Source organism: Microcoleus sp. MON1_C1, from assembly GCF_036701945.1.
In the GTDB taxonomy this organism is placed as follows: Bacteria; Cyanobacteriota; Cyanobacteriia; order Cyanobacteriales; family Microcoleaceae; genus Microcoleus.
Genome location: NZ_JAUBRO010000012.1, coordinates 64,878 through 82,366, shown reverse-complemented (window position 1 = coordinate 82,366; position 17,489 = coordinate 64,878). Strand labels below are relative to the sequence as shown.

At 46.3% G+C, this 17,489-nt stretch carries 17 protein-coding genes and 1 tRNA gene; 4 read left to right on the top strand and 14 right to left on the bottom strand.

The window, feature by feature from the left end:
- Positions 1–223: 223 nt before the first annotated feature.
- Both QUA62_RS09220 and upp read right to left on the bottom strand, forming a co-directional pair.
- Positions 224–370, bottom strand: a complete 147-nt coding sequence (locus QUA62_RS09220; protein WP_006635359.1) for a hypothetical protein — start codon at positions 368–370, stop codon at positions 224–226.
- Positions 371–690: 320 nt separating this feature from the next.
- Entirely contained in the window at positions 691–1,326 is a 636-nt protein-coding gene (gene upp / locus QUA62_RS09215) for a uracil phosphoribosyltransferase (protein WP_333403525.1), read from the bottom strand.
- Positions 1,327–1,926: 600 nt separating this feature from the next.
- Between upp and QUA62_RS09210 the strand changes: the two genes are divergently transcribed.
- On the top strand, positions 1,927–2,499 hold the full coding sequence (locus tag QUA62_RS09210; protein WP_333403524.1) for a DUF4360 domain-containing protein: 573 nt from the start codon (positions 1,927–1,929) through the stop codon (positions 2,497–2,499).
- A 35-nt stretch (positions 2,500–2,534) separates the two neighbouring features.
- Here the strand turns inward: QUA62_RS09210 and QUA62_RS09205 are convergent, their stop codons facing one another.
- The 6 genes from QUA62_RS09205 to QUA62_RS09180 form a co-directional block, all read right to left on the bottom strand.
- A complete protein-coding gene (locus QUA62_RS09205) occupies positions 2,535–2,753 on the bottom strand; it encodes a hypothetical protein (protein WP_333403523.1) in 219 nt (72 codons plus the stop codon).
- Positions 2,734–3,981: a URC4/urg3 family protein gene (locus QUA62_RS09200; RefSeq protein ID WP_333403522.1), complete on the bottom strand. Its 1,248-nt coding sequence runs from the start codon at positions 3,979–3,981 to the stop codon at positions 2,734–2,736. The genes QUA62_RS09205 and QUA62_RS09200 overlap by 20 nt, the downstream gene beginning before the upstream one ends.
- Positions 3,978–5,060 carry an adenylate/guanylate cyclase domain-containing protein gene (locus tag QUA62_RS09195; RefSeq protein WP_333048585.1) on the bottom strand — a complete coding sequence of 361 codons (1,083 nt, stop codon included), beginning with the start codon at positions 5,058–5,060 and terminating at the stop codon, positions 3,978–3,980. Before QUA62_RS09195 ends, QUA62_RS09200 begins: the two co-directional genes overlap by 4 nt.
- A gap of 89 nt (positions 5,061–5,149) precedes the next feature.
- The gene (locus QUA62_RS09190; protein WP_333403521.1) at positions 5,150–6,397 is read right to left on the bottom strand and encodes a GTP cyclohydrolase II; all 1,248 of its coding nucleotides are present in this window, start codon (positions 6,395–6,397) and stop codon (positions 5,150–5,152) included.
- A gap of 361 nt (positions 6,398–6,758) precedes the next feature.
- Entirely contained in the window at positions 6,759–7,667 is a 909-nt protein-coding gene (locus tag QUA62_RS09185) for a class I SAM-dependent methyltransferase (RefSeq protein WP_333403520.1), read from the bottom strand.
- A gap of 256 nt (positions 7,668–7,923) precedes the next feature.
- A complete protein-coding gene (locus QUA62_RS09180; protein ID WP_333403519.1) occupies positions 7,924–8,832 on the bottom strand; it encodes a class I SAM-dependent methyltransferase in 909 nt (302 codons plus the stop codon).
- A gap of 318 nt (positions 8,833–9,150) precedes the next feature.
- On the opposite strand from QUA62_RS09180, the gene QUA62_RS09175 reads away from it, so the two are divergent.
- Complete coding sequence (locus QUA62_RS09175) at positions 9,151–10,485, top strand: cytosine deaminase (protein ID WP_333403518.1); 1,335 nt, start codon at positions 9,151–9,153, stop codon at positions 10,483–10,485.
- 366 nt (positions 10,486–10,851) lie between these two features.
- On the top strand, positions 10,852–11,526 hold the full coding sequence (gene queC, locus QUA62_RS09170; RefSeq protein ID WP_333403517.1) for a 7-cyano-7-deazaguanine synthase QueC: 675 nt from the start codon (positions 10,852–10,854) through the stop codon (positions 11,524–11,526).
- Between the two features lie 140 nt (positions 11,527–11,666).
- Here the strand turns inward: queC and QUA62_RS09165 are convergent, their stop codons facing one another.
- Both QUA62_RS09165 and QUA62_RS09160 read right to left on the bottom strand, forming a co-directional pair.
- On the bottom strand, positions 11,667–13,145 hold the full coding sequence (locus QUA62_RS09165) for a hemolysin family protein (RefSeq protein WP_333403516.1): 1,479 nt from the start codon (positions 13,143–13,145) through the stop codon (positions 11,667–11,669).
- A 68-nt stretch (positions 13,146–13,213) separates the two neighbouring features.
- On the bottom strand, positions 13,214–13,906 hold the full coding sequence (locus tag QUA62_RS09160) for a hypothetical protein (protein ID WP_333403515.1): 693 nt from the start codon (positions 13,904–13,906) through the stop codon (positions 13,214–13,216).
- Positions 13,907–14,090: 184 nt separating this feature from the next.
- Between QUA62_RS09160 and QUA62_RS09155 the strand changes: the two genes are divergently transcribed.
- Positions 14,091–14,163, top strand: a tRNA-Ile gene (locus QUA62_RS09155).
- A gap of 387 nt (positions 14,164–14,550) precedes the next feature.
- Here the strand turns inward: QUA62_RS09155 and pyrR are convergent.
- The 4 genes from pyrR to QUA62_RS09135 all read right to left on the bottom strand — a co-directional run bounded on the left by pyrR (position 14,551) and on the right by QUA62_RS09135 (position 17,422).
- The gene (gene pyrR, locus QUA62_RS09150; protein ID WP_190738316.1) at positions 14,551–15,084 is read right to left on the bottom strand and encodes a bifunctional pyr operon transcriptional regulator/uracil phosphoribosyltransferase PyrR; all 534 of its coding nucleotides are present in this window, start codon (positions 15,082–15,084) and stop codon (positions 14,551–14,553) included.
- Positions 15,085–15,351: 267 nt separating this feature from the next.
- Positions 15,352–16,431, bottom strand: coding sequence for an adenosylcobinamide-phosphate synthase CbiB (cbiB, locus tag QUA62_RS09145; RefSeq protein ID WP_333403572.1), 1,080 nt, complete (start codon positions 16,429–16,431; stop codon positions 15,352–15,354).
- A 108-nt stretch (positions 16,432–16,539) separates the two neighbouring features.
- Positions 16,540–16,941: a GFA family protein gene (locus tag QUA62_RS09140; RefSeq protein WP_190656036.1), complete on the bottom strand. Its 402-nt coding sequence runs from the start codon at positions 16,939–16,941 to the stop codon at positions 16,540–16,542.
- 37 nt (positions 16,942–16,978) lie between these two features.
- On the bottom strand, positions 16,979–17,422 hold the full coding sequence (locus QUA62_RS09135; RefSeq protein WP_190656033.1) for an Rrf2 family transcriptional regulator: 444 nt from the start codon (positions 17,420–17,422) through the stop codon (positions 16,979–16,981).
- Between the last annotated feature and the right edge of the window lie 67 nt (positions 17,423–17,489).

The window sequence follows — 17,489 nt, the reverse complement described above, 5'->3', positions numbered from 1 at the left end:
CCGATTGCAACAGAAGTATTTTCGTAAAAAAACCCGGTTTCCTGCGACCCATGCGTCCAAAACTAGGAAAAAGGAAAATGCTCTCTTCTCCCCCTCCCGCAACTCCGAAAGAGGCGCAATCTCAAAACTCTTCCCCTAGCCACTTATCGCTCTTGGACAACCATGCAGACAAAAATTTTGTTAATTAAATTAACACAAGTTGCACACAAAAAACCCAGAGATGTCAAATCGCGCCCTTTTTAGAGAGTGCTGCAATCATCTGCCGTTTCACCGCTTTAGCCCAAAGCTCAAACTCCAAACTGTTGATATTGTTGATTTTCACTTCCTCAACAGGCTGAGTTGGGGCTTCTTTCTGTGCTGTAGTCTCCATTGTTTTTTTCCTCGTCCAAAAAATGTTAGTAGTCGATCGCAAACGGTTAGCATCATACATCTATCTTATGAAGTAATTCCTCCGATTAATTACACTAAAGGCAGAGATTTTACCCATAAGATGCAGTAAATACATCTAGATAATGCAATTTACGAATTTAATGTAAGAAAATCCTACAACCCTTGCTCTATATAGGCTTTTCCTGACATTAAAATCTTACAATTTACATTGTATGGCACTATCAAACCACTACTTATGTTAGTAAAATTATTTTTTAATGAATGTATTGGCATATACAGCCCAAAATCATTTTATTGAATTCAGAGAGTGCCGTAAAGCCGATCGCCCGCATCTCCGAGTCCGGGTACAATATAGCCGTGCTCGTCCAAACACTCGTCAACTGCCGCCGTATAAATCTGCACGTCAGGGTGTTGTTCGTGAAAGTGCTTAAGTCCCTCCGGTGCCGCCAGCAAGCACAAAAATTTAATAGACTTCGGATTAACTTCTTTAAGCCTATCCACTGCCGCGACTGCTGAATTACCAGTAGCCAGCATCGGATCGACAATTAAAACATCTCGCTGTTCGATATCCTGGGGAACTTTGAAATAATATTCGATCGCCATCCGAGTTGTCGGATCGCGGTACAAACCAATATGTCCTACCCTCGCAGACGGAATCAGCTCTAAAATACTATCTAACAGTCCCTGACCAGCGCGCATAATCGAAATAATAACAATTTTCTTTTCTGCAGCCAGCACAGGTGCATTCATTTGGGCGATCGGCGTTTCTATTAGTTCGTATTTTAGCGGCAAATCTCGCGTCACTTCATAGGCTAGCAGCATTCCAATCTCTTTCAGCAGTTGGCGAAATTTCGCCGTGCTCGTTTGAGTTTGCCGCATGAGAGTTAACTTGTGCTGTATCAAAGGATGGTCAATGACAGTAACTTTAGGACTCATTTTTTTGAATAATTAATTTGCTTTATTCTAACTTATCAGCCATCAAGGCATTCTTGACGCAAAAAAACCCGGTTTCTGCCGCCCCGGCGTCCTGAACTACTTATATCAAACCCCTATTGAAAACACAAATACCGCGCGAATAAAATTACTTCTACACTTGCCTTTCATCCGCCCAGCGCGACACTAAGTATGCGAGGTGGGAAAATAGACAAATATGTCATTATCTCGTTTCTCTCCTTCCCGCACTCTTCCTAAGAACGCAGATCCGGGCCCAAAAGCCTCCCCACTGGTTTCGCTGTTTCGCGCTCCATCCAAGCCCATTAACACTGATCCGGAGTTTCGCACCGAAATCTTCCGGAACTTTTACCAACAGATATGAATCTTAAGAAGTATCAACAGAAAACCTAGTTTTTCGATTAATTCACTAATCGAAAAAACCTGAATAGGAACTGCACATGAAGTCATAAGCTTGGCGTGACTGGCTTTTCATCTTTCAACATGAAGGCGGTTATATCCAACTTTAAAACGCATTACCGAAATTCAGTTCCATTTTTTTAGGGTGCTCCTAACACACAACTGAACTTATTAAGGAGAACATCCATGAAGTTTGTAAAACTATTGCTAGCTACGGCATTAATGACTGCTTCTATCAGCCCCGCGTTGGCTAATCCTGCCGTTCAAATTTTAGGTGCAAGCTATGGCGGTAGCGGTTGCCCCGATCGCTCCGCCAGCGTCAGCGTCAGCCCCGACGGTCAAGAACTCACCATCCTATTTGATAAGTTTGCAGCCCAGGGAAATGTTTCAACAGAAAGCCGGAAAAGCTGCAATCTGAGCATTCCCATCAAAGTACCCCAAGGCTACCAAATTTCTATCTACGATGCTGATTATCGCGGCTACGTGGCTCCCAAAACCACAGCCAACCTGCGAGCAGAATACTTTTTCGCTGGAGCCCGCGGCCCAGTTTTTAATCGGAATCTCAGCGGCGAAACTAACTACAATGTTCGAGATAGCTTAGCCACTGTAGCTAATGTTTGGTCTCGCTGCGGCGACAGTGTAAATATGAGAGTAAATGCTGCAATGACAGCCCGCGGTGCCGGCATGGCCACCGTTGACTCCTTCGATTTGGCTCATCGCGGTTTAGTTTATCACGTCAAATATCGCACTTGTCGCTAAGCAGCTTGTTGGGAGTGTAGTGTGAGGTATAGTTTTCAGGTTTGAATTTTGAATTTTAAGTTGGAAGAGGGGAGAATTTTCCCTCTTCCTTCTTCCTTCTTCCCTCTTCCCTCTTCCCTCTTCCCTTTTCCTTCTTCCTGGCATCCGTGACATCCGTTACATCCGTTATAGAATCCGTTGCCGAACTTCCCTCTTCCCTCTTCCTTCTTCCTTCTTCCTTCTTCCTTCTTCCTTCTAAAACACAGTACCGTCACTTTCAATCTGAATTGGTGGCACTCCACCAGCCCTCAATTCGCCCGCAATTTTCCGCCCCGCCGCCCAAGTTCCTCCTTGCAAAATCTTCACCAGCGGCAATTCTGTCGCACTCAAATGCAGCTTTTCTCGAATAGCTGCGGCAATTTTATCTAAAAGATTCACAGTCAGCGATCGCCATTCTACTATAACTTCCGAACCAGGCAAGTAACTCTGCTCAAAAATAGCAGAATCTTTTGCCCGCAGCAGCCCGATATCCAAACATAAACCGCCGTTGCGGTACTCAGGCAATCCCGTTAACTCATCCAATCCGGCGACTTCTAAACCAAGTTCTTGCAGCGGTTCCAACAGCGAATAAGTCAACCACTGCGAGAGTTTGTGAAACGGCACGAATTCATCTCCCAGATTTTCTCCTGTTAATGCCTGATGCCTCCAAACATCGCCTAAATTAACGCCACCAATTGCATATCTTCCCGGCCAAATTTCCCCAAAACCTGTCAAAACAGCGTTCAATACTTCAGGAGCATTCACAGTTTTGACTCCAGAAACCCGACTGTAGAGCAAGTATTTTGCCAAATTGCCGGGACGGGGGTTGGCGCTACCAAATAATAATGGATGCTGACAAATCGCATTTCCCAAACGCTGCAATAATTCTAATCTGCCTGTTAAACCAACTAGCGGATTGTCTCGACTTACCTGAAATCCCGCAGCTAAGGTTTCGAGTTTTAATTGAGAAAGTCCGCAATAATCCGCTTGCCAAGGAAAATCGGGATTGCTGGAAAAAACACCTTGACAAAACATCCGCAAGCTGGCTATTGCTAACCCTTCAGAACGGCGGTAAACCTGTCCGGTTTCAGGTTCGCAATACTGCCAATCTGCACCAGCACCGGCATCGAGCAAAACGCTGATAATTGCTAAATCAAATTTGATCTTAGCTTGCTCTATGAGTGCAAATTCCGCTAAAGCTGCATCCAATTCGGCGAGTCGCGACAAGTTGCCGGCCTCAAAATGTCGCCAGCGACTGTGAAAGGGAATGTTAAAATCGGGATACTGTTGGCGCGTTGTGTCAATTACATAATTTGCTGCTTTGTCGAGTTGGGATAAATCGACGCGGAAGTAGCGGAGTTTGTCTAGGCGGGCTAAATCAAAAAGCCGATCGCACTTTTGGCGAATAGCAACCGGTGTTCTCAGATATTCTACAGTCTCAAGTTCAATATTTTTCAACTTCATACCACCAAACAACGGTAAACATCGTTTTCTTGAAAAAAGTCAAACTGACTGTAATCTAAAAGATTATCTAAAATCACATTTTTATCTAGTTTGATCAGCTTATATTCCCACTTCGAGCCGCTGACTTCGCGTTTTATTTGATCGGAAACTATCACCGAGTTTTTTTCTGTCCTCGGAGATACTATTTTACTTAAATCTTCCAGTCGGTCGGCTATGTTAATATCTTTTCCGTAAGTGCAAGACCTAAATATATATAAATTTCCCTTAGCAACTCCCACGGACAAGCCACAAGGTATTTGATTGGCGTCAATAAAAAGTTTCCAATTCTCGCACAAACTTTCCATTGCCGCTAAGGCTGAGTGAGCTTCCGGGAAAGTCAACAAATGCGAATCCCCAACAATACTGCGAATTGTGCCACCGTATTCTTCGCAAATTGTTTTTTCAAAAGTATCAAAGTTGGTGAGCAAATATTCAACGTCTTTGATAGAATTAGATTCTTGATAAGCAATAAAACCTCTCAAATCTGCTTTAATTATTGCTTGATTCTTGATGATTCGCGTTTTATAACTTTGGTCAACTTTGTATACTTTTTCAGGTTCGCTCATCCCTTTCAAAGAAAACTCGTTGACAAAAGACGTTTGCACTTCTGCTTTGTTGAGCGCCAGCCATGCTGCTTGGGACAAATATATTTCATCCGGCGGAGTTACTGATTCTATGCGCGCTGTTAAATTCACAGTATCGCCAAAGATATCTTTATCTTGATGCAAGACATCTCCTAATGTAATCGACACGCGAATAGCCAATCGTTCGTCGTTCGCCTTGCTAGATTGTTGCGCTCTCAATTCTTGCTGCATTTCTATGGCTGCTACTGCCGCTGCTGTGACGCTGGGAAAAATTATCCAAAATGAATCACCTTCCCCTTTAATCACGCTGCCTTCATTTCTGGCGCTAATATCAGAAACAAAATTTTTATGCTCGTTTAACAAACTACTCAAGTCCGACTGAGATAATTTTTTGACTCTGGCGGTATATCCGCAAATATCTGTTTTTACGATCACACTAGAACGCAAATTAGCCATAACCTACCCTGACTGATGAAAAACCAGCAATAAATTTTATTTAGCAAAGACGCGATTGTTCGCGTCCCATCGGTCGCGTCTTTGCCCTCTTAATCTCCTAAATCGCGTCCGATCGCTTCTGCAAGAATTGTAGCATCTGGCACCGGGTCTGGCGTGTAGTAGCCCGCGGCTTTTTTGGCGACAATTTCGACTTGTGCATCTGCGGGAATCCAATCTTCAGGAATGGGGATGCGATCGACCACCTGAATGCCAGAATTGATAATCGCATTGTATTTCATATCGCTCATAGAAACTAAACTGTCAATTCGAGAGATACCCAACCAGTGCAGCACGTCTGGCATTAGTTCTTGAAACCGCATATCTTGAACTCCCGCAACACATTCAGTGCGCGTAAAATAGGCATCAGCGCGATCGCCGCCTTCCTGCCGTTTTCTGGCATTGTACACCAAAAACTTAGTCACTTCCCCCAAAGCTCTCCCTTCCTTGCGGAAGTAAACTATTACCCCAGAACCGCCTGATTGTGCCGTTTGGATGCAAATTTCCATCCCGTGTACCAAATAAGGGCGACAAGTGCAGATATCGGAGCTGAAGACATCAGAACCGTTGCATTCATCATGTACCCGTACCGCCAACTCCTTATCCGGGTCAGAAATATTCGCGACATCGCCAATAATATAAACCGTAGTTCCGCCAATTGGTGGCAAGAAAACGTGTAAGTCCGGCCGCGTCACTAAATCCGAGAACATTCCGCCTGTTTGCTCGAACAGGACACGGCGGAGAACGCTTTCTTGAGCCCCAATCCGCCGAGCAATTCCCGGCAAATACCAAACCGGGTCGATCGCAATTTTAGTTACTGCTAAATTGCCACCTGCTTTGACTATTTTGCCATCAATTTGCACTCGCCCCTTAGCGATAGCATCTTGCAATTCCGGCATATTAATGTGAGCTTTAGTGACCGCAATTGTCGGTCGAATATCGTATCCCTGCTGGAGAAATGAAGTATAAACTTCGCTGACCAAACCCCCAAAGGGATCGAGAGAAACAATTAAATTGCGATCGCCCCAACTCGGGTGCGGCCCGATGTGTGCGGCCGGAGAGGTGTTGGTAAAATCGGGGCGGTGATCTGCTTGGAGTGCCCCGGAAGCCACTGCTAGCGCGCGATAAACAGAGTAGGAACCCGAATGAGTGCCGATCGCATTCCGGTGAGACGATTTGGTGAGGCTACCAATCACAGGCCCCCGTTTCAAGGGATCGATTTCTCCCCAGTAAATGGGATGAGGTTTGGTGCCGGATCTGTCGGGATGGGATGTTAAAACTATATGCTTGGGTTTTGACACAGTTTTTTTTCTCTTGCTATAGATGCTGCTGTTGGTTGTAAGCCGAATCGCCATCTGAAACAGTGAGCGATCATACCGACAGTACACACCTCCCTGGTTGAAACAATCGCGCTATCCACACACAACCCTTTCTCGGCTTGGGTTTCAGGATAACAGGAGGTTTTACTCGGATTTGATATAAGTCCAAAGTTTAATCTTTTCCAGTATAGCCAACACCAAAGACAGCACAACGGTCAAACGCCAATGTTGAAGTTTTAACAGATGCGAAAAAAAAAGATTTGAGATTCTCAGCAGCCGAGGTGCAGTCAATCTCAAATCTCAAATCTCAAATCTCAAATCGAATATTTTTGCTCGCAACGCCTTAATCTAGGCTTTGTGGGTGACAGAATTCCATTAAAATTGCTTCGCCTTCGCCGCGCGAGTCCAATTCCTGCGCTGCCCGCTTGAGATAGTTTTCTGACAGCAAGCGGCTGGAAATTTTGTGCGGTATAAACCAGCGATGGCGCCACCGCAAACACAGCGAAAAACCCACGGCTCCTGGGAAAGAATAAGTGGACTGCCGCCGAATTTCCAAACCAGCAACTTCTCCAGCTTTACTCAGAGTTTTGGGAGTGAATTGTATGATGTTGCGAGGGAAATAAGCGCTGTGCCATCGCCAGCCCAGCAGGCGCGCTGATTCGCAATCAGCATTCGGTACAGCCACCCAAATATAACCGTTTGGTGCCAGCAACTGCCTCATGCAGTTGAGTGTTTGCGTGGGCGAAGGTGTTGCCATCAAAACATGAGAACAGGTGATGACATCAAACTTTTCGTCCGTACCCTTTTGTGCGATATATTCTTCCAAAGTGCCTGTAAAAACATCGAGTCCGCTATCACGGGCGGCCGCCGTAGCCGATACCCCAGGATCGACGCCTTTAACTTCAACTCCCAGCTTTTTTAAGACTTGAAGAAAAGAACCGCCACCGCATCCCACGTCCAACAACCGCTTGCCTACAGGGATAGGAATGTGCCGGTACTCGCCCCGTAGCTTTGCTTCTTCAACTACTTGTTCCTCATCCTCAACGCGAGTGTTGTAGCACAGATAATCTGGGGGATAATATGGAATCAATTCCTCCCATGTAGGTTGGGGGTTGAGAAATCCTAGCCCGCAATCGTCACAGCCAAAAAGCGACCATTTCAGTGGTTCTTTAGGGGCATCGGAAGTGCCAGCTTTGTTGCGGAAACGGATATTTTGTGAATTGCAAACAGGGCAATTTGTCAGTTCTTGCATGGTAACTCTTTCTAGTTGTTGGGCACTCTCATGAAGTAGATGCAGACAGACACATACAAGCAGGACTTAGGCTCAGAAACCCGGTTTCTCCGAAAAATTGCGTGAAAAGTCACCAAATTTTCTGCTCAAAAACCTGGTGGTCAAGGTTTCCGTCCTGATAAAAATTACGCACTGATATCAACAAAACCGGAGTTTTGAAGTTTGAGCTCATCTCAAATCGAATATTATCCAATCGAATATTTTTGCTCCAAACCTCTTAATCCCGGCTTTGAGGGTGACAGAATTCCATTAAAATTGCCTCGCCTTCGCCGCGCGAGTCCAATTCCTTCGCCATGCGCTCAACACGTTCGTCCGAAAGGAATAAGCGGCTAACTTTGTGCGGTACAAACCATCGATAGCGCTGCCACAAACAGATAGAGTAACGAAGGGCATCCGGCAAAGAGTAAGTGTAATTGCGCTGAATTGCCAAACCTGCCTTTTCGCCGGCTAGAGCTAATGTTTTTGGAGTGTAACCGATCAGATTGTAAGGATAATCGGTGCTGTGCCAGCGCCAGCCCAGTTGCCGCGCGTATGGGCTGTCTGCGTTCGGTACAGCCACCCAAATGTAACCGTTTGGAGCCAGCAATTGCCTCATGCAATCGAGTGTTTCTGCAGGCAAAGGCGTTGCTCCCAAAACGTGGGAACAGAGTATGACATCAAACTTTTCGTCAGTACCTTTTTCTGCAACGTATTCTTCTACAGTGCCGGTGAAAACATCGACACCGCATTCGCGGGCCGCTGCTGCTGCTGAGGAGCTAGGTTCAACTCCCGCTACCTCAACTCCGAGTTTTTTGAAGACTTGAAGAAAGGAACCTCCGCCGCATCCTACGTCTAACAACCGCTTGCCTACAGGGATAGGAATGTGTCGGAATTCATTAAGTTTTTTGGCTTGTTTTACTACATCTTCTTCGTCTGGTACGTATGTGTTGTAGCACTGCCAGCCCTCTGGGTAATAATCGCTCAGTTCATCCCATGTCGGGCGGGGATTTACGAATACTAAGCCACAATCTTCGCATCCGTAAACTGACCATTTAGGAGGCTCTTTTGGTTGGCGGGCTGTCCCCGCTGTGTACAGGAAGCTGATTTTTTGGGAGCTGCAAACTGGGCAATTTGTAAATTTTTGCATGGTTCAGTTTCACGATTTGTACAGTTGCTAATGGCAGTGGAACGACCACAATTTATTACCATTAGCTGGGCTGGTAGAGTGCACCACTGCAAACAGATCGAAAACTAGGTTTATTTGCAAATCAGTATTTGTAGATGCTCGGTTTGTTGGCGCTCGACCCCCGATCGATCGGCGCTGTACAATTTTATGTCTAAATGGTTAGACTGAGAAGGTAGCATTTGTTACCAACAATACAACCGACGCTCAACCGACAATGATTTTCGGTAGCGTTTTTGCGGTAGCGCTAAATTCTTAGGAAAATACTAACTCACAAAATTAATGTTGCCAAGTACATCTAATTATTTGCTCAAAAATGCTCGCGTGCCCGCGTCTCTTCTAGAGATGAAATCGATCGCCCCGTCAGCTTCTACTGTGGCGACAGCGGGGAGTGAGAACAATTTTTGTTTGGTGGATTTGGAAATTGCAGCAGGGGCGATCGCCCAAATTATCCCAGCAGGTACAAAACCTGTATCCTCCTGTGGAGATATCTCAGTTATAGATTTGCAGGGCGGCTTAGTTTGGCCTTGTTTTGTGGATATGCACACCCATTTAGACAAAGGCCACATTTGGGAACGATCGCCCAATCCCGATGGAACTTTTGCCAGCGCGATCGAAGCGGTAGGCGCTGATGCCCAAAAAAACTGGAATGCAGAGGATGTTTACCGGCGGATGCAGTTCGGCCTCAAGTGCAGCTACGCCCACGGAACCAAGGCAATCCGCACTCACATCGACAGCGCGGGGGAACAGGGAACCGTTAGTTTAGAAGTATTTGAAGCGCTGCAAGCCGAATGGGGCGATCGGCTGATATTGCAAGCAGTTTCCCTGGTTTCCCTCGACTATTTCCTGACACCCGCCGGCGAAAAATTAGCCGATCGCATGGCCCAAATTGGCGGCATTCTCGGCGGCGTCGCCTATATGAACCCCGACTTAGACAAACAACTCGATCGAGTTTTTGCCTTAGCGAAAGAACGAAATTTAAACCTCGACTTCCACACCGACGAAAACGACGATCCAGATTCAGTAACATTGCGGGAAGTCGCAAAAACCGCCATCCGCCATGAATTTGAGGGTCAAATAATCTGCGGACACTGCTGTAGTTTAGCCGTACAACCGTCAGATTTAGTAACAGAAACTCTGGAATTAGTCAAGGAAGCAAATATTGGCATTGTCAGCTTGCCGATGTGCAACCTTTACCTGCAAGACCGAGACTCTCAGCATACACCGCGCTGGCGGGGAGTGACACTGCTGCACGAACTCAAAGCAGCCGGAATTCCCGTTGCAGTTGCTAGCGATAATTGTCGCGATCCGTTTTACGGATTTGGCGACCATGATGTTTTGGAAGTTTTTAATATGACAGTCCGCATCGCTCATTTAGATAGGCCTTATGGAGACTGGCCCTGTGCAGTTACAAAGACTCCAGCCGATTTAATCGGATTGCCGAATTTAGGGCGAATTGCAGTGGGTTTACCTGCTGATTTGATTTTGTTTAAGGCGCGGAATTTCAGCGAATTGTTATCTAGAGCGCAGGGCGATCGCACAGTTTTACGGGAGGGCATTAAAATTGATACAACTTTGCCCGATTACCGCGAACTCGATGACTTGTTACGAATTTAAATCTGACATTTTGCACCAATATCAAGAACAGGCAAGATGCCTGTTCCACAAAAGATGAATTTTCTTTGTACTCGTTACTAGGCTCTGCCTGGTAACGTATATCTGGAGGCTCTGCCTCCTGTTTTCCTGGCCATAATGCGAGGCCGACCCTCTAAATCTCGGTTCCTAGGCTCTGCCTGGGAACCAGTTAAACAGGCACTATAAATTATCAACAAACGTCCCTTCTCTTTTCTTCCTTCGCGTCCTTCGCGTCTTCGCGGTTCGTTTAAAAAAATATCTTTCACCAAGCATTTCGCATTGCTATCTTGTCAATTTGCCACTAATTTGATATAAATATAAAAGTTAATTTTAGTGAGGATGTTGTAAGTGAAAGCAGTTATTTTATTGTCGGGAGGGCTGGATTCCTCAACAGTTTTGTATCAAGCCAAAGCCGACGGCTGCGAGTGTTACGCTATTTCCTTTGACTACAAGCAAAGACATCGGCGGGAGTTGGAATCAGCAAGGGCGATCGCACTTTCGGCAGCGGTTAAGGCACATCAGATAGTAAACTTTGACTTAACACTGTGGGGCGGTTCAGCTTTGACGGATAATGAGATGGAATTACCGATCGATCGCAATCTTGCAGAAATGTCCCAAAACATCCCAATTACCTACGTTCCTGCTAGAAATACGATCTTTCTCAGCTTTGCCCTCGCCTACGCAGAAACTCTAGAAGCCGATCGCATTTACATCGGTGTCAACGCTTTAGATTATTCTGGATATCCCGACTGCCGCCTCGATTACATCCAAGCCATGCAGGAAGTATTTCGGTTAGGAACAAAGCAGGGTAGAGAAGGAAATTTTATTAAAATTGTAACACCTTTGATCGAACTTAAAAAAACAGAAATTATTCAATTAGGCAACCAATTAGGAGTACCTTGGGAGCAAACTTGGTCTTGCTACGCAGGCGGGGAAAATGCCTGCGGCGTTTGCGATTCTTGTCGGTTGCGACTGGTGGCTTTTGAGGAATTGGGGCTGAAAGATCCGGTGCCTTATGCTTAAACAGTAGTCCGACTCGGCGGTTGAAAGCGCTCCTCCATAAACTCTCGTCCCTCTCTAAGAGACTAGAGAATAAACGGGGTTGCTAACTCAGATTTGGTATAAAAAGTTGCGCTATTTTGCTCGCCCTTTTCATCAAAATCTTAATGAGACAATTTTGCCACACTACTCAACCCGCTATTCTTTCCCCCTTTTCCCATAATTTCCCCATCGGCTGCTGCAATTTCATCTAAAGCTTGATCGCCCGCAGCGCTTTCCAACAAGTGAATTTGAAGTTGCTCTAACCGCGGCCCGGACACAGAAACAACCGTAAGTTCCACATTTTCGCAGCGCCAAACTTCCCCCACAGCCGGCATTCTTTGCAACTGATAGCTCAGAAAACCTCCGATTGTCTGATATTCGTCAGTTACTGGCAACTCCAAATTCAATATTTGATTCACATCATCTAAATTTAACTGCGCTTGCACTAAATAAGTGCGATCGTCCAATACTTGCAAAGCAATTTCTTTGCTGTCGGGTGACTCGGAGCTGCGACCGATAATTTCGGCTATCAAATCCCGCAATGTCACTAACCCGGAAATGCCACCAAATTCATCGACTACGATCGCAATTTCTTCCGACGAACTCTGCATCAAAGGCAGCAGTTCCCCCAGCAGCATCATCTCCGGCACAAACCTCACCGAACCCATCCAAGTTACAATTGGCGTGTCGGGAGATAGCAAACCTTCAGCTAGGGGTTTTGCAAGTTGTTTGAAGCCAATAATGCCGATAATGTCGTCTAAAGAATCTCCCGTCACGGGATAGCGGGAATGGTTAGAAATCGCCATTTCGTCGAGCAAAGTTTGAAAGGTGGCCGTCTTGGGAAGTGCGACAATGCTAGGCCTCGGCACCATTACTTCTTCTACCCAAACTTCGCCAAATTCAAACACGTTGTTGAGCAATTCTCGCTTTTCTGCTTCCAAGCCGCTGGATTCGCTGGAAGTAGCTATAATTAATTGCAGTTCTTCGGGAGTAACCGGGCGATGCCTTAGATCGTATTCGATGCCCGCAAACCGCAAAAGCGATCGAGTAGATTGATTGAGAAACGACACAAAGGGCTTGAACAAACGGGCAATCAATAAACTCGGAGGCCCTAAAGTTCTGGCTAGCTGTTCGGAATACAGCAACGCTACAGATTTGGGAAAGAGTTCGCCCAGTACGATTTGCAGGTAAGCTAGCAACAAAAAAGTTACTATTGGTATGCTAAAAGAATGGGCGATCGCAGACTTGATGTAAATTGGCAGTGGCAAATAGCCGATCGACATTCGGACTAGCACGGCGATCGTACTTTCCCCAATCCAGCCCAGAGCTAAACTAGAAAGAGTGATTCCCAACTGCATTGTCGAAAGCAATCGCTCAATACTTTGCTGCAAAGATTGCACAGTTAAAGCTGCCACGTCGCCAGCTTCCACTAACTGATTGATGCGCGATCGGCGTACCGTCACCATCGAAAACTCAGCCGCCACAAAAAAAGCATTAATCGCAATCAGCAACAGCACTGACAGCAACCGCGACAGCACCTCTGTCGAACTCATCGCGGGTAAATCAGATATCTCCTGCACTCTCGCCCCTAAAAGTGACACAATGCTCCCTAAAAAAACTTTCTCGATCAAACCTGAGAATCTGTCTGCAGGTTTGGTCTTCTTTTATTTTACTTCGCCACTGGAATGCCAGATATTTGCAACTGAAGTTTTTGACCTGGATAATCTGTCAGCGTCAGCGAAACTTCTTTAGCATTTTCCAGCAAAGCTGTGGGAATACTCACCGTACCGTAAAACACCTGCCCGTTGGGGGGCAGTTCCGAGGGCAAATCCTCGGCAGTCGCGCTCAGAGCCCGACCGCGATCGTCAGTAACGTTCAAGAAACTGTAGAGAAACCTCACAGGTTGGGAGCCTTCATTTTTCATGCTCACGTCTAGCAGCATGGAATTGTTGCGCTGACTGGCCGCGCTCACTTCCAGGGTTATTCCCCCGTCGCGACTGTTCAGGGGAAACTTGGCGCTGGCATTTTGTGCAGCCGGTTTTTTTGCCGCGGCTGGTTTAGAGCTTGCCTTGTCTGTTTTAGTATTTGCTTGAGCCGTTGTTTTTTCTGGATCGCGACCTTCTACCCGTGCTTGGACGGTTGTGAGAATGTCTTTTTCTTTCAAAATGCTCACTTGGTCTTTACTAGCCGTCTTTCCAGGCTTGCCGCTGCCAGCATTGTTGCTGGGACGAACATCGGGTTGAGTCGTTCCTTGCAAGGCTTCGCGACCTATAGTAAATCCCCAAACAGAACTCGTCACGCCTGCTCCAAACATCAGAGCCAGCAGAATTAGAGTCAGCACTACCGTCGAATTCACTGCCATTGCCTATAAGTTTATGCCGAGTCCTAGAAACTGCTTTGTCCGGTCGATCGGCTCCAGCACATTGGCTAACAGGCGATCGGGACTCAGCAGATCTAAAGATTTTGATTTTTGTTCTCTAGTTCTAGCACGGACTGAGAAATTATGTTATAATTCATTTTGAGTTAGATCAAAGAAATCGATTTAACGGCAGTTGGCCGAGCGGTTTAGGCAGCGAACTCATAATTCGCCCCAGGCAGGTTCAACTCCTGCACTGCCGATTTAAAATCCATCACGACGCTTCGCGCTCTGGCTAAAAACCAGGTTTCTTCCCAGATACCAGTCCTGGACGGATGGGCGGCTAGACACCGGGTTTCTACGAAAATTTTGCGATCAGTAACGAAAAATATACCAAGAAACCTCATTTCTGAGGTCGCAAGTGCGATCGCCAACTAGAAATTTGGTCGATAGACTCGCTCGTGAGATCGATGGCGATCTCAAGATTTCGCACTGCACTCGGAAAATTATTATTCTGATGCAAAGGTCAACGAGATCAAGCCTTAATCAATTCCACATTATATCGGCTCGCTTCTGAGATGGCGGGCGCTGCGCGGCGACGATCGTACAGCACTCCAAAAATTATTATTCCGATGCCAAGGTCAACGATATCAACCCTTAATTAACTCCACTCCGTCGCGCCCGTCGAGTTCTTGAACGTAAACCTTAACTTGTTCTTCCTTTGCAGTCGGCAACTTTTTACCCGTAAAATCCGGCTGAATCGGTACTTCTCGGTGGCCGCGATCGACTAATACCGCCAACCAAATTTTCTCCGGCCGGCCGTAATCGTTGACCGCATTCAAAGCCGCTCGACTCGTTCTGCCTTTATATATAACGTCATCTACCAACACCACGGTTTTGCCCGTCAAATCGAAAGGAATTTCTGTTTTAGCCGGTGTCCGCATCGCAACTCGATCCAAGTCATCTCGGTAAAAGGTAATATCTAAAGCGCCCACGGGTACTTTGACTTGTTCGAGGACTTCAATTTGATCTGCCAAAATTTGAGCTAAAGGCACTCCTCTACTATGAATGCCCAACAGCACTAACTCCGAGGGGTTCCCTGATTTTTCGACAATCTGGGAAGCGACGCGGGTGAGAGTACGCCTCACTTCATCAGGGGATAAAATTTCGATAATTTTAGTCATTGGTTGCTGCGACCTAATTGTTGGCTGTTGACGGATCGAACAATTTTAGATTTTAGATTTTAGATTTTAGATTGACTTTACAGATGAATTTGGGGGTTTGAACAAAGGTCAAAACTTTTTTTTGCTTCTGTCGGTGGTCGATCTGTGTCTTCTGCAGGACTTACCCCGAACGGATGAAAAGGAGATGCTGCGATTGCTTGGCTGAGCGCGAACAATGACAGAAATACCTTATTTATGCCTCCTGGACTGTTCGGGTGAGGTCATCAGTTAGCAGCTCAAACATAATAAGGTATAAAAAAGCAATGATAGTCCCAACCAAATCAGAAAGCAATACCGAGTTAATTGCAATGCTTGGCAAATTAGCGGCGCTGCGATCGGGTGAATCGGCTCGCCTAACAGCGGTTTGTGTTTGAGAACTCCGCGATAGGAATTGGTACCTCCTAGTTGTACTCCCAAGATGGCGGCGTAAACGCACTCGCTCCAACCGGAATTGGGGCTGGCATCTTTAACAGCATCTCTCTGACAAATTTGCCAAATGTAAATCGGTTTGCCAGATATAAGGGCTAAAGTAATCACTGTTAGCCGGCAAGGAATCCACGTCAGCACGTCTTCTAGTTTGGCGCTAAACCATCCTAAATCTGTGTATGGTGCTTCTTTGTAGCCGATCGTAGAATCTAATGTGCTGGCTGCTTTGTAAGCGATCGCCAAGGGGACTATAGCACTCGCCCACATCGAGTTAGGATCGATCGGCCCAGCGGTAACACTTAATAATAGATGCGGCAGAGCGAACCCAAGTAAGGCATAAAATAGCGGTGCTGTCACACCATCGACTGCATTCTCTGTTACAGTTTCTAACAATGCTCGCAGAATTTCTGGCTCGGATAAGTTTTCGGTATCCCGGCCCACGTAAAGGCTCAACCTTTCTCGCGCCTTGACTAAATCTCCAACATTTAAAGGTGCTAGCACATCCTCTGCAGCCGCCCTCAAACTGCGACCTGCAAAACAGCTTGCCAGCAAAATGGTGTCTAGGGCAATACCTAAAAGAGGATGCACCCAACTACCAGCTTGGACGATCGACCAACTGACAGTATAACTGCCTACAATCAGCCCGATCGCTAGTATTGTACCAGCACATCGTAGCAGCAGTTTGTGCTGCTCGCCAGGGGGACGATCCGCTGCTTCAGGCATTTTGCCTGCGGGATTATTCCATATATTAAAGACAAGTCGAGTATAGCGGTCGATCGCCCAACCCATCGCCTGCACGGGATGCGGCCAACCCCAAGGATCGCCGATCGAATAATCCAACACCGCAGCTAAAATCAAAACAGGAAATTCATCCGGCATCATTATATATTGTGTCAAACTTGATAGTCCGTCCGAGCAAGAGCGCTCGCAATGGTAGCGCAGGTTTTAACTACTCCTACCCTTGCGGACTTTGATTCTTGAGCTGCAATTTTAACTGCTGAGATTACTTTCGTCGCGGAGCAAGTGTACGTTCTCCTCCCAATTAACACCGTCAAAGGGTAGGATCTGAAAGTGTTTGATGGCATCTGAGTCAAGACAGCGGACGTTGACATCGAAATGATCGGGATGCGATCGGGGGCGATAGAACGAGTGAATGCCGCAAATTCGGCAGAAAGTATGTTGAGCAGTTCCTGTATTAAATGTATAGGTGGTCAAAACATCTTCGCCGCTGAGCAAGGTAAAACGTTCCGGCGGCACAATGAGGTGCAAAAATCCCTTCTTTTTACAGATAGAGCAGTTGCAATCAGATGCTTCGTGTTTGTCAACGGCGACACGGAAGCGGACAGCTCCGCAGTGACAGCCGCCAAAGTAGGTAACAAGTGTTGCGTCCATGTGTGATTGCTGGCGATCGAATGAATGAACTTACCATTTAAATGATAAAGCTAGTTTCTTCCCCAAGAGCCGCTTGCCAACTGCGGACATCATAGTATAAGTCTTCGAGGGAAATACTGTACAGCGCTTCGGCAAGTTTTTTGTGCAATCGGTTCCACAAACTGAATGTTACCCAGTCCTCTGCTTGCGTCGCATCGGGAAAATGTCGAGGTAAAGGTTCAATAGTTTCACCTACAGCCTCTAAGATTTGTCCTAAAGAGATTTGAGCTGGCTGGCGGGCTAATTGATATCCTCCTTGGGCACCCCGAACAGATTGGACTAAACCTGCTCGTCGCATTTCAATCAGCAATTTTTCTAGATACGGAGCAGGTAACTCCTGTCGCTTCGCTATCGATTTCACCGATGTCGGGCCAAAGCGAGGTTGCAAACTTAGATCCAGTAATGCTTTGACACTGTAGTGTCCGCGTGTGGTTAACTTCATGGGATTTTAAGAGCGGGGCAAATATTCAGCTAGCTGATAGCTGATAGCTTATGCTACCGACTTTAGA

What these genes read in the sequence shown, in the direction of transcription:
- QUA62_RS09220 (WP_006635359.1), bottom strand. Translation starts at nt 370, where the DNA reads ATGGAGACTACAGCACAGAAAGAAGCCCCAACTCAGCCTGTTGAGGAA.
- upp (WP_333403525.1), bottom strand. Translation starts at nt 1,326, where the DNA reads ATGAGTCCTAAAGTTACTGTCATTGACCATCCTTTGATACAGCACAAG.
- QUA62_RS09210 (WP_333403524.1), top strand. Translation starts at nt 1,927, where the DNA reads ATGAAGTTTGTAAAACTATTGCTAGCTACGGCATTAATGACTGCTTCT.
- QUA62_RS09200 (WP_333403522.1), bottom strand. Translation starts at nt 3,981, where the DNA reads ATGAAGTTGAAAAATATTGAACTTGAGACTGTAGAATATCTGAGAACA.
- QUA62_RS09195 (WP_333048585.1), bottom strand. Translation starts at nt 5,060, where the DNA reads ATGGCTAATTTGCGTTCTAGTGTGATCGTAAAAACAGATATTTGCGGA.
- QUA62_RS09185 (WP_333403520.1), bottom strand. Translation starts at nt 7,667, where the DNA reads ATGCAAGAACTGACAAATTGCCCTGTTTGCAATTCACAAAATATCCGT.
- QUA62_RS09180 (WP_333403519.1), bottom strand. Translation starts at nt 8,832, where the DNA reads ATGCAAAAATTTACAAATTGCCCAGTTTGCAGCTCCCAAAAAATCAGC.
- QUA62_RS09175 (WP_333403518.1), top strand. Translation starts at nt 9,151, where the DNA reads ATGTTGCCAAGTACATCTAATTATTTGCTCAAAAATGCTCGCGTGCCC.
- QUA62_RS09160 (WP_333403515.1), bottom strand. Translation starts at nt 13,906, where the DNA reads ATGGCAGTGAATTCGACGGTAGTGCTGACTCTAATTCTGCTGGCTCTG.
- pyrR (WP_190738316.1), bottom strand. Translation starts at nt 15,084, where the DNA reads ATGACTAAAATTATCGAAATTTTATCCCCTGATGAAGTGAGGCGTACT.
- cbiB (WP_333403572.1), bottom strand. Translation starts at nt 16,431, where the DNA reads ATGATGCCGGATGAATTTCCTGTTTTGATTTTAGCTGCGGTGTTGGAT.
- QUA62_RS09140 (WP_190656036.1), bottom strand. Translation starts at nt 16,941, where the DNA reads ATGGACGCAACACTTGTTACCTACTTTGGCGGCTGTCACTGCGGAGCT.
- QUA62_RS09135 (WP_190656033.1), bottom strand. Translation starts at nt 17,422, where the DNA reads ATGAAGTTAACCACACGCGGACACTACAGTGTCAAAGCATTACTGGAT.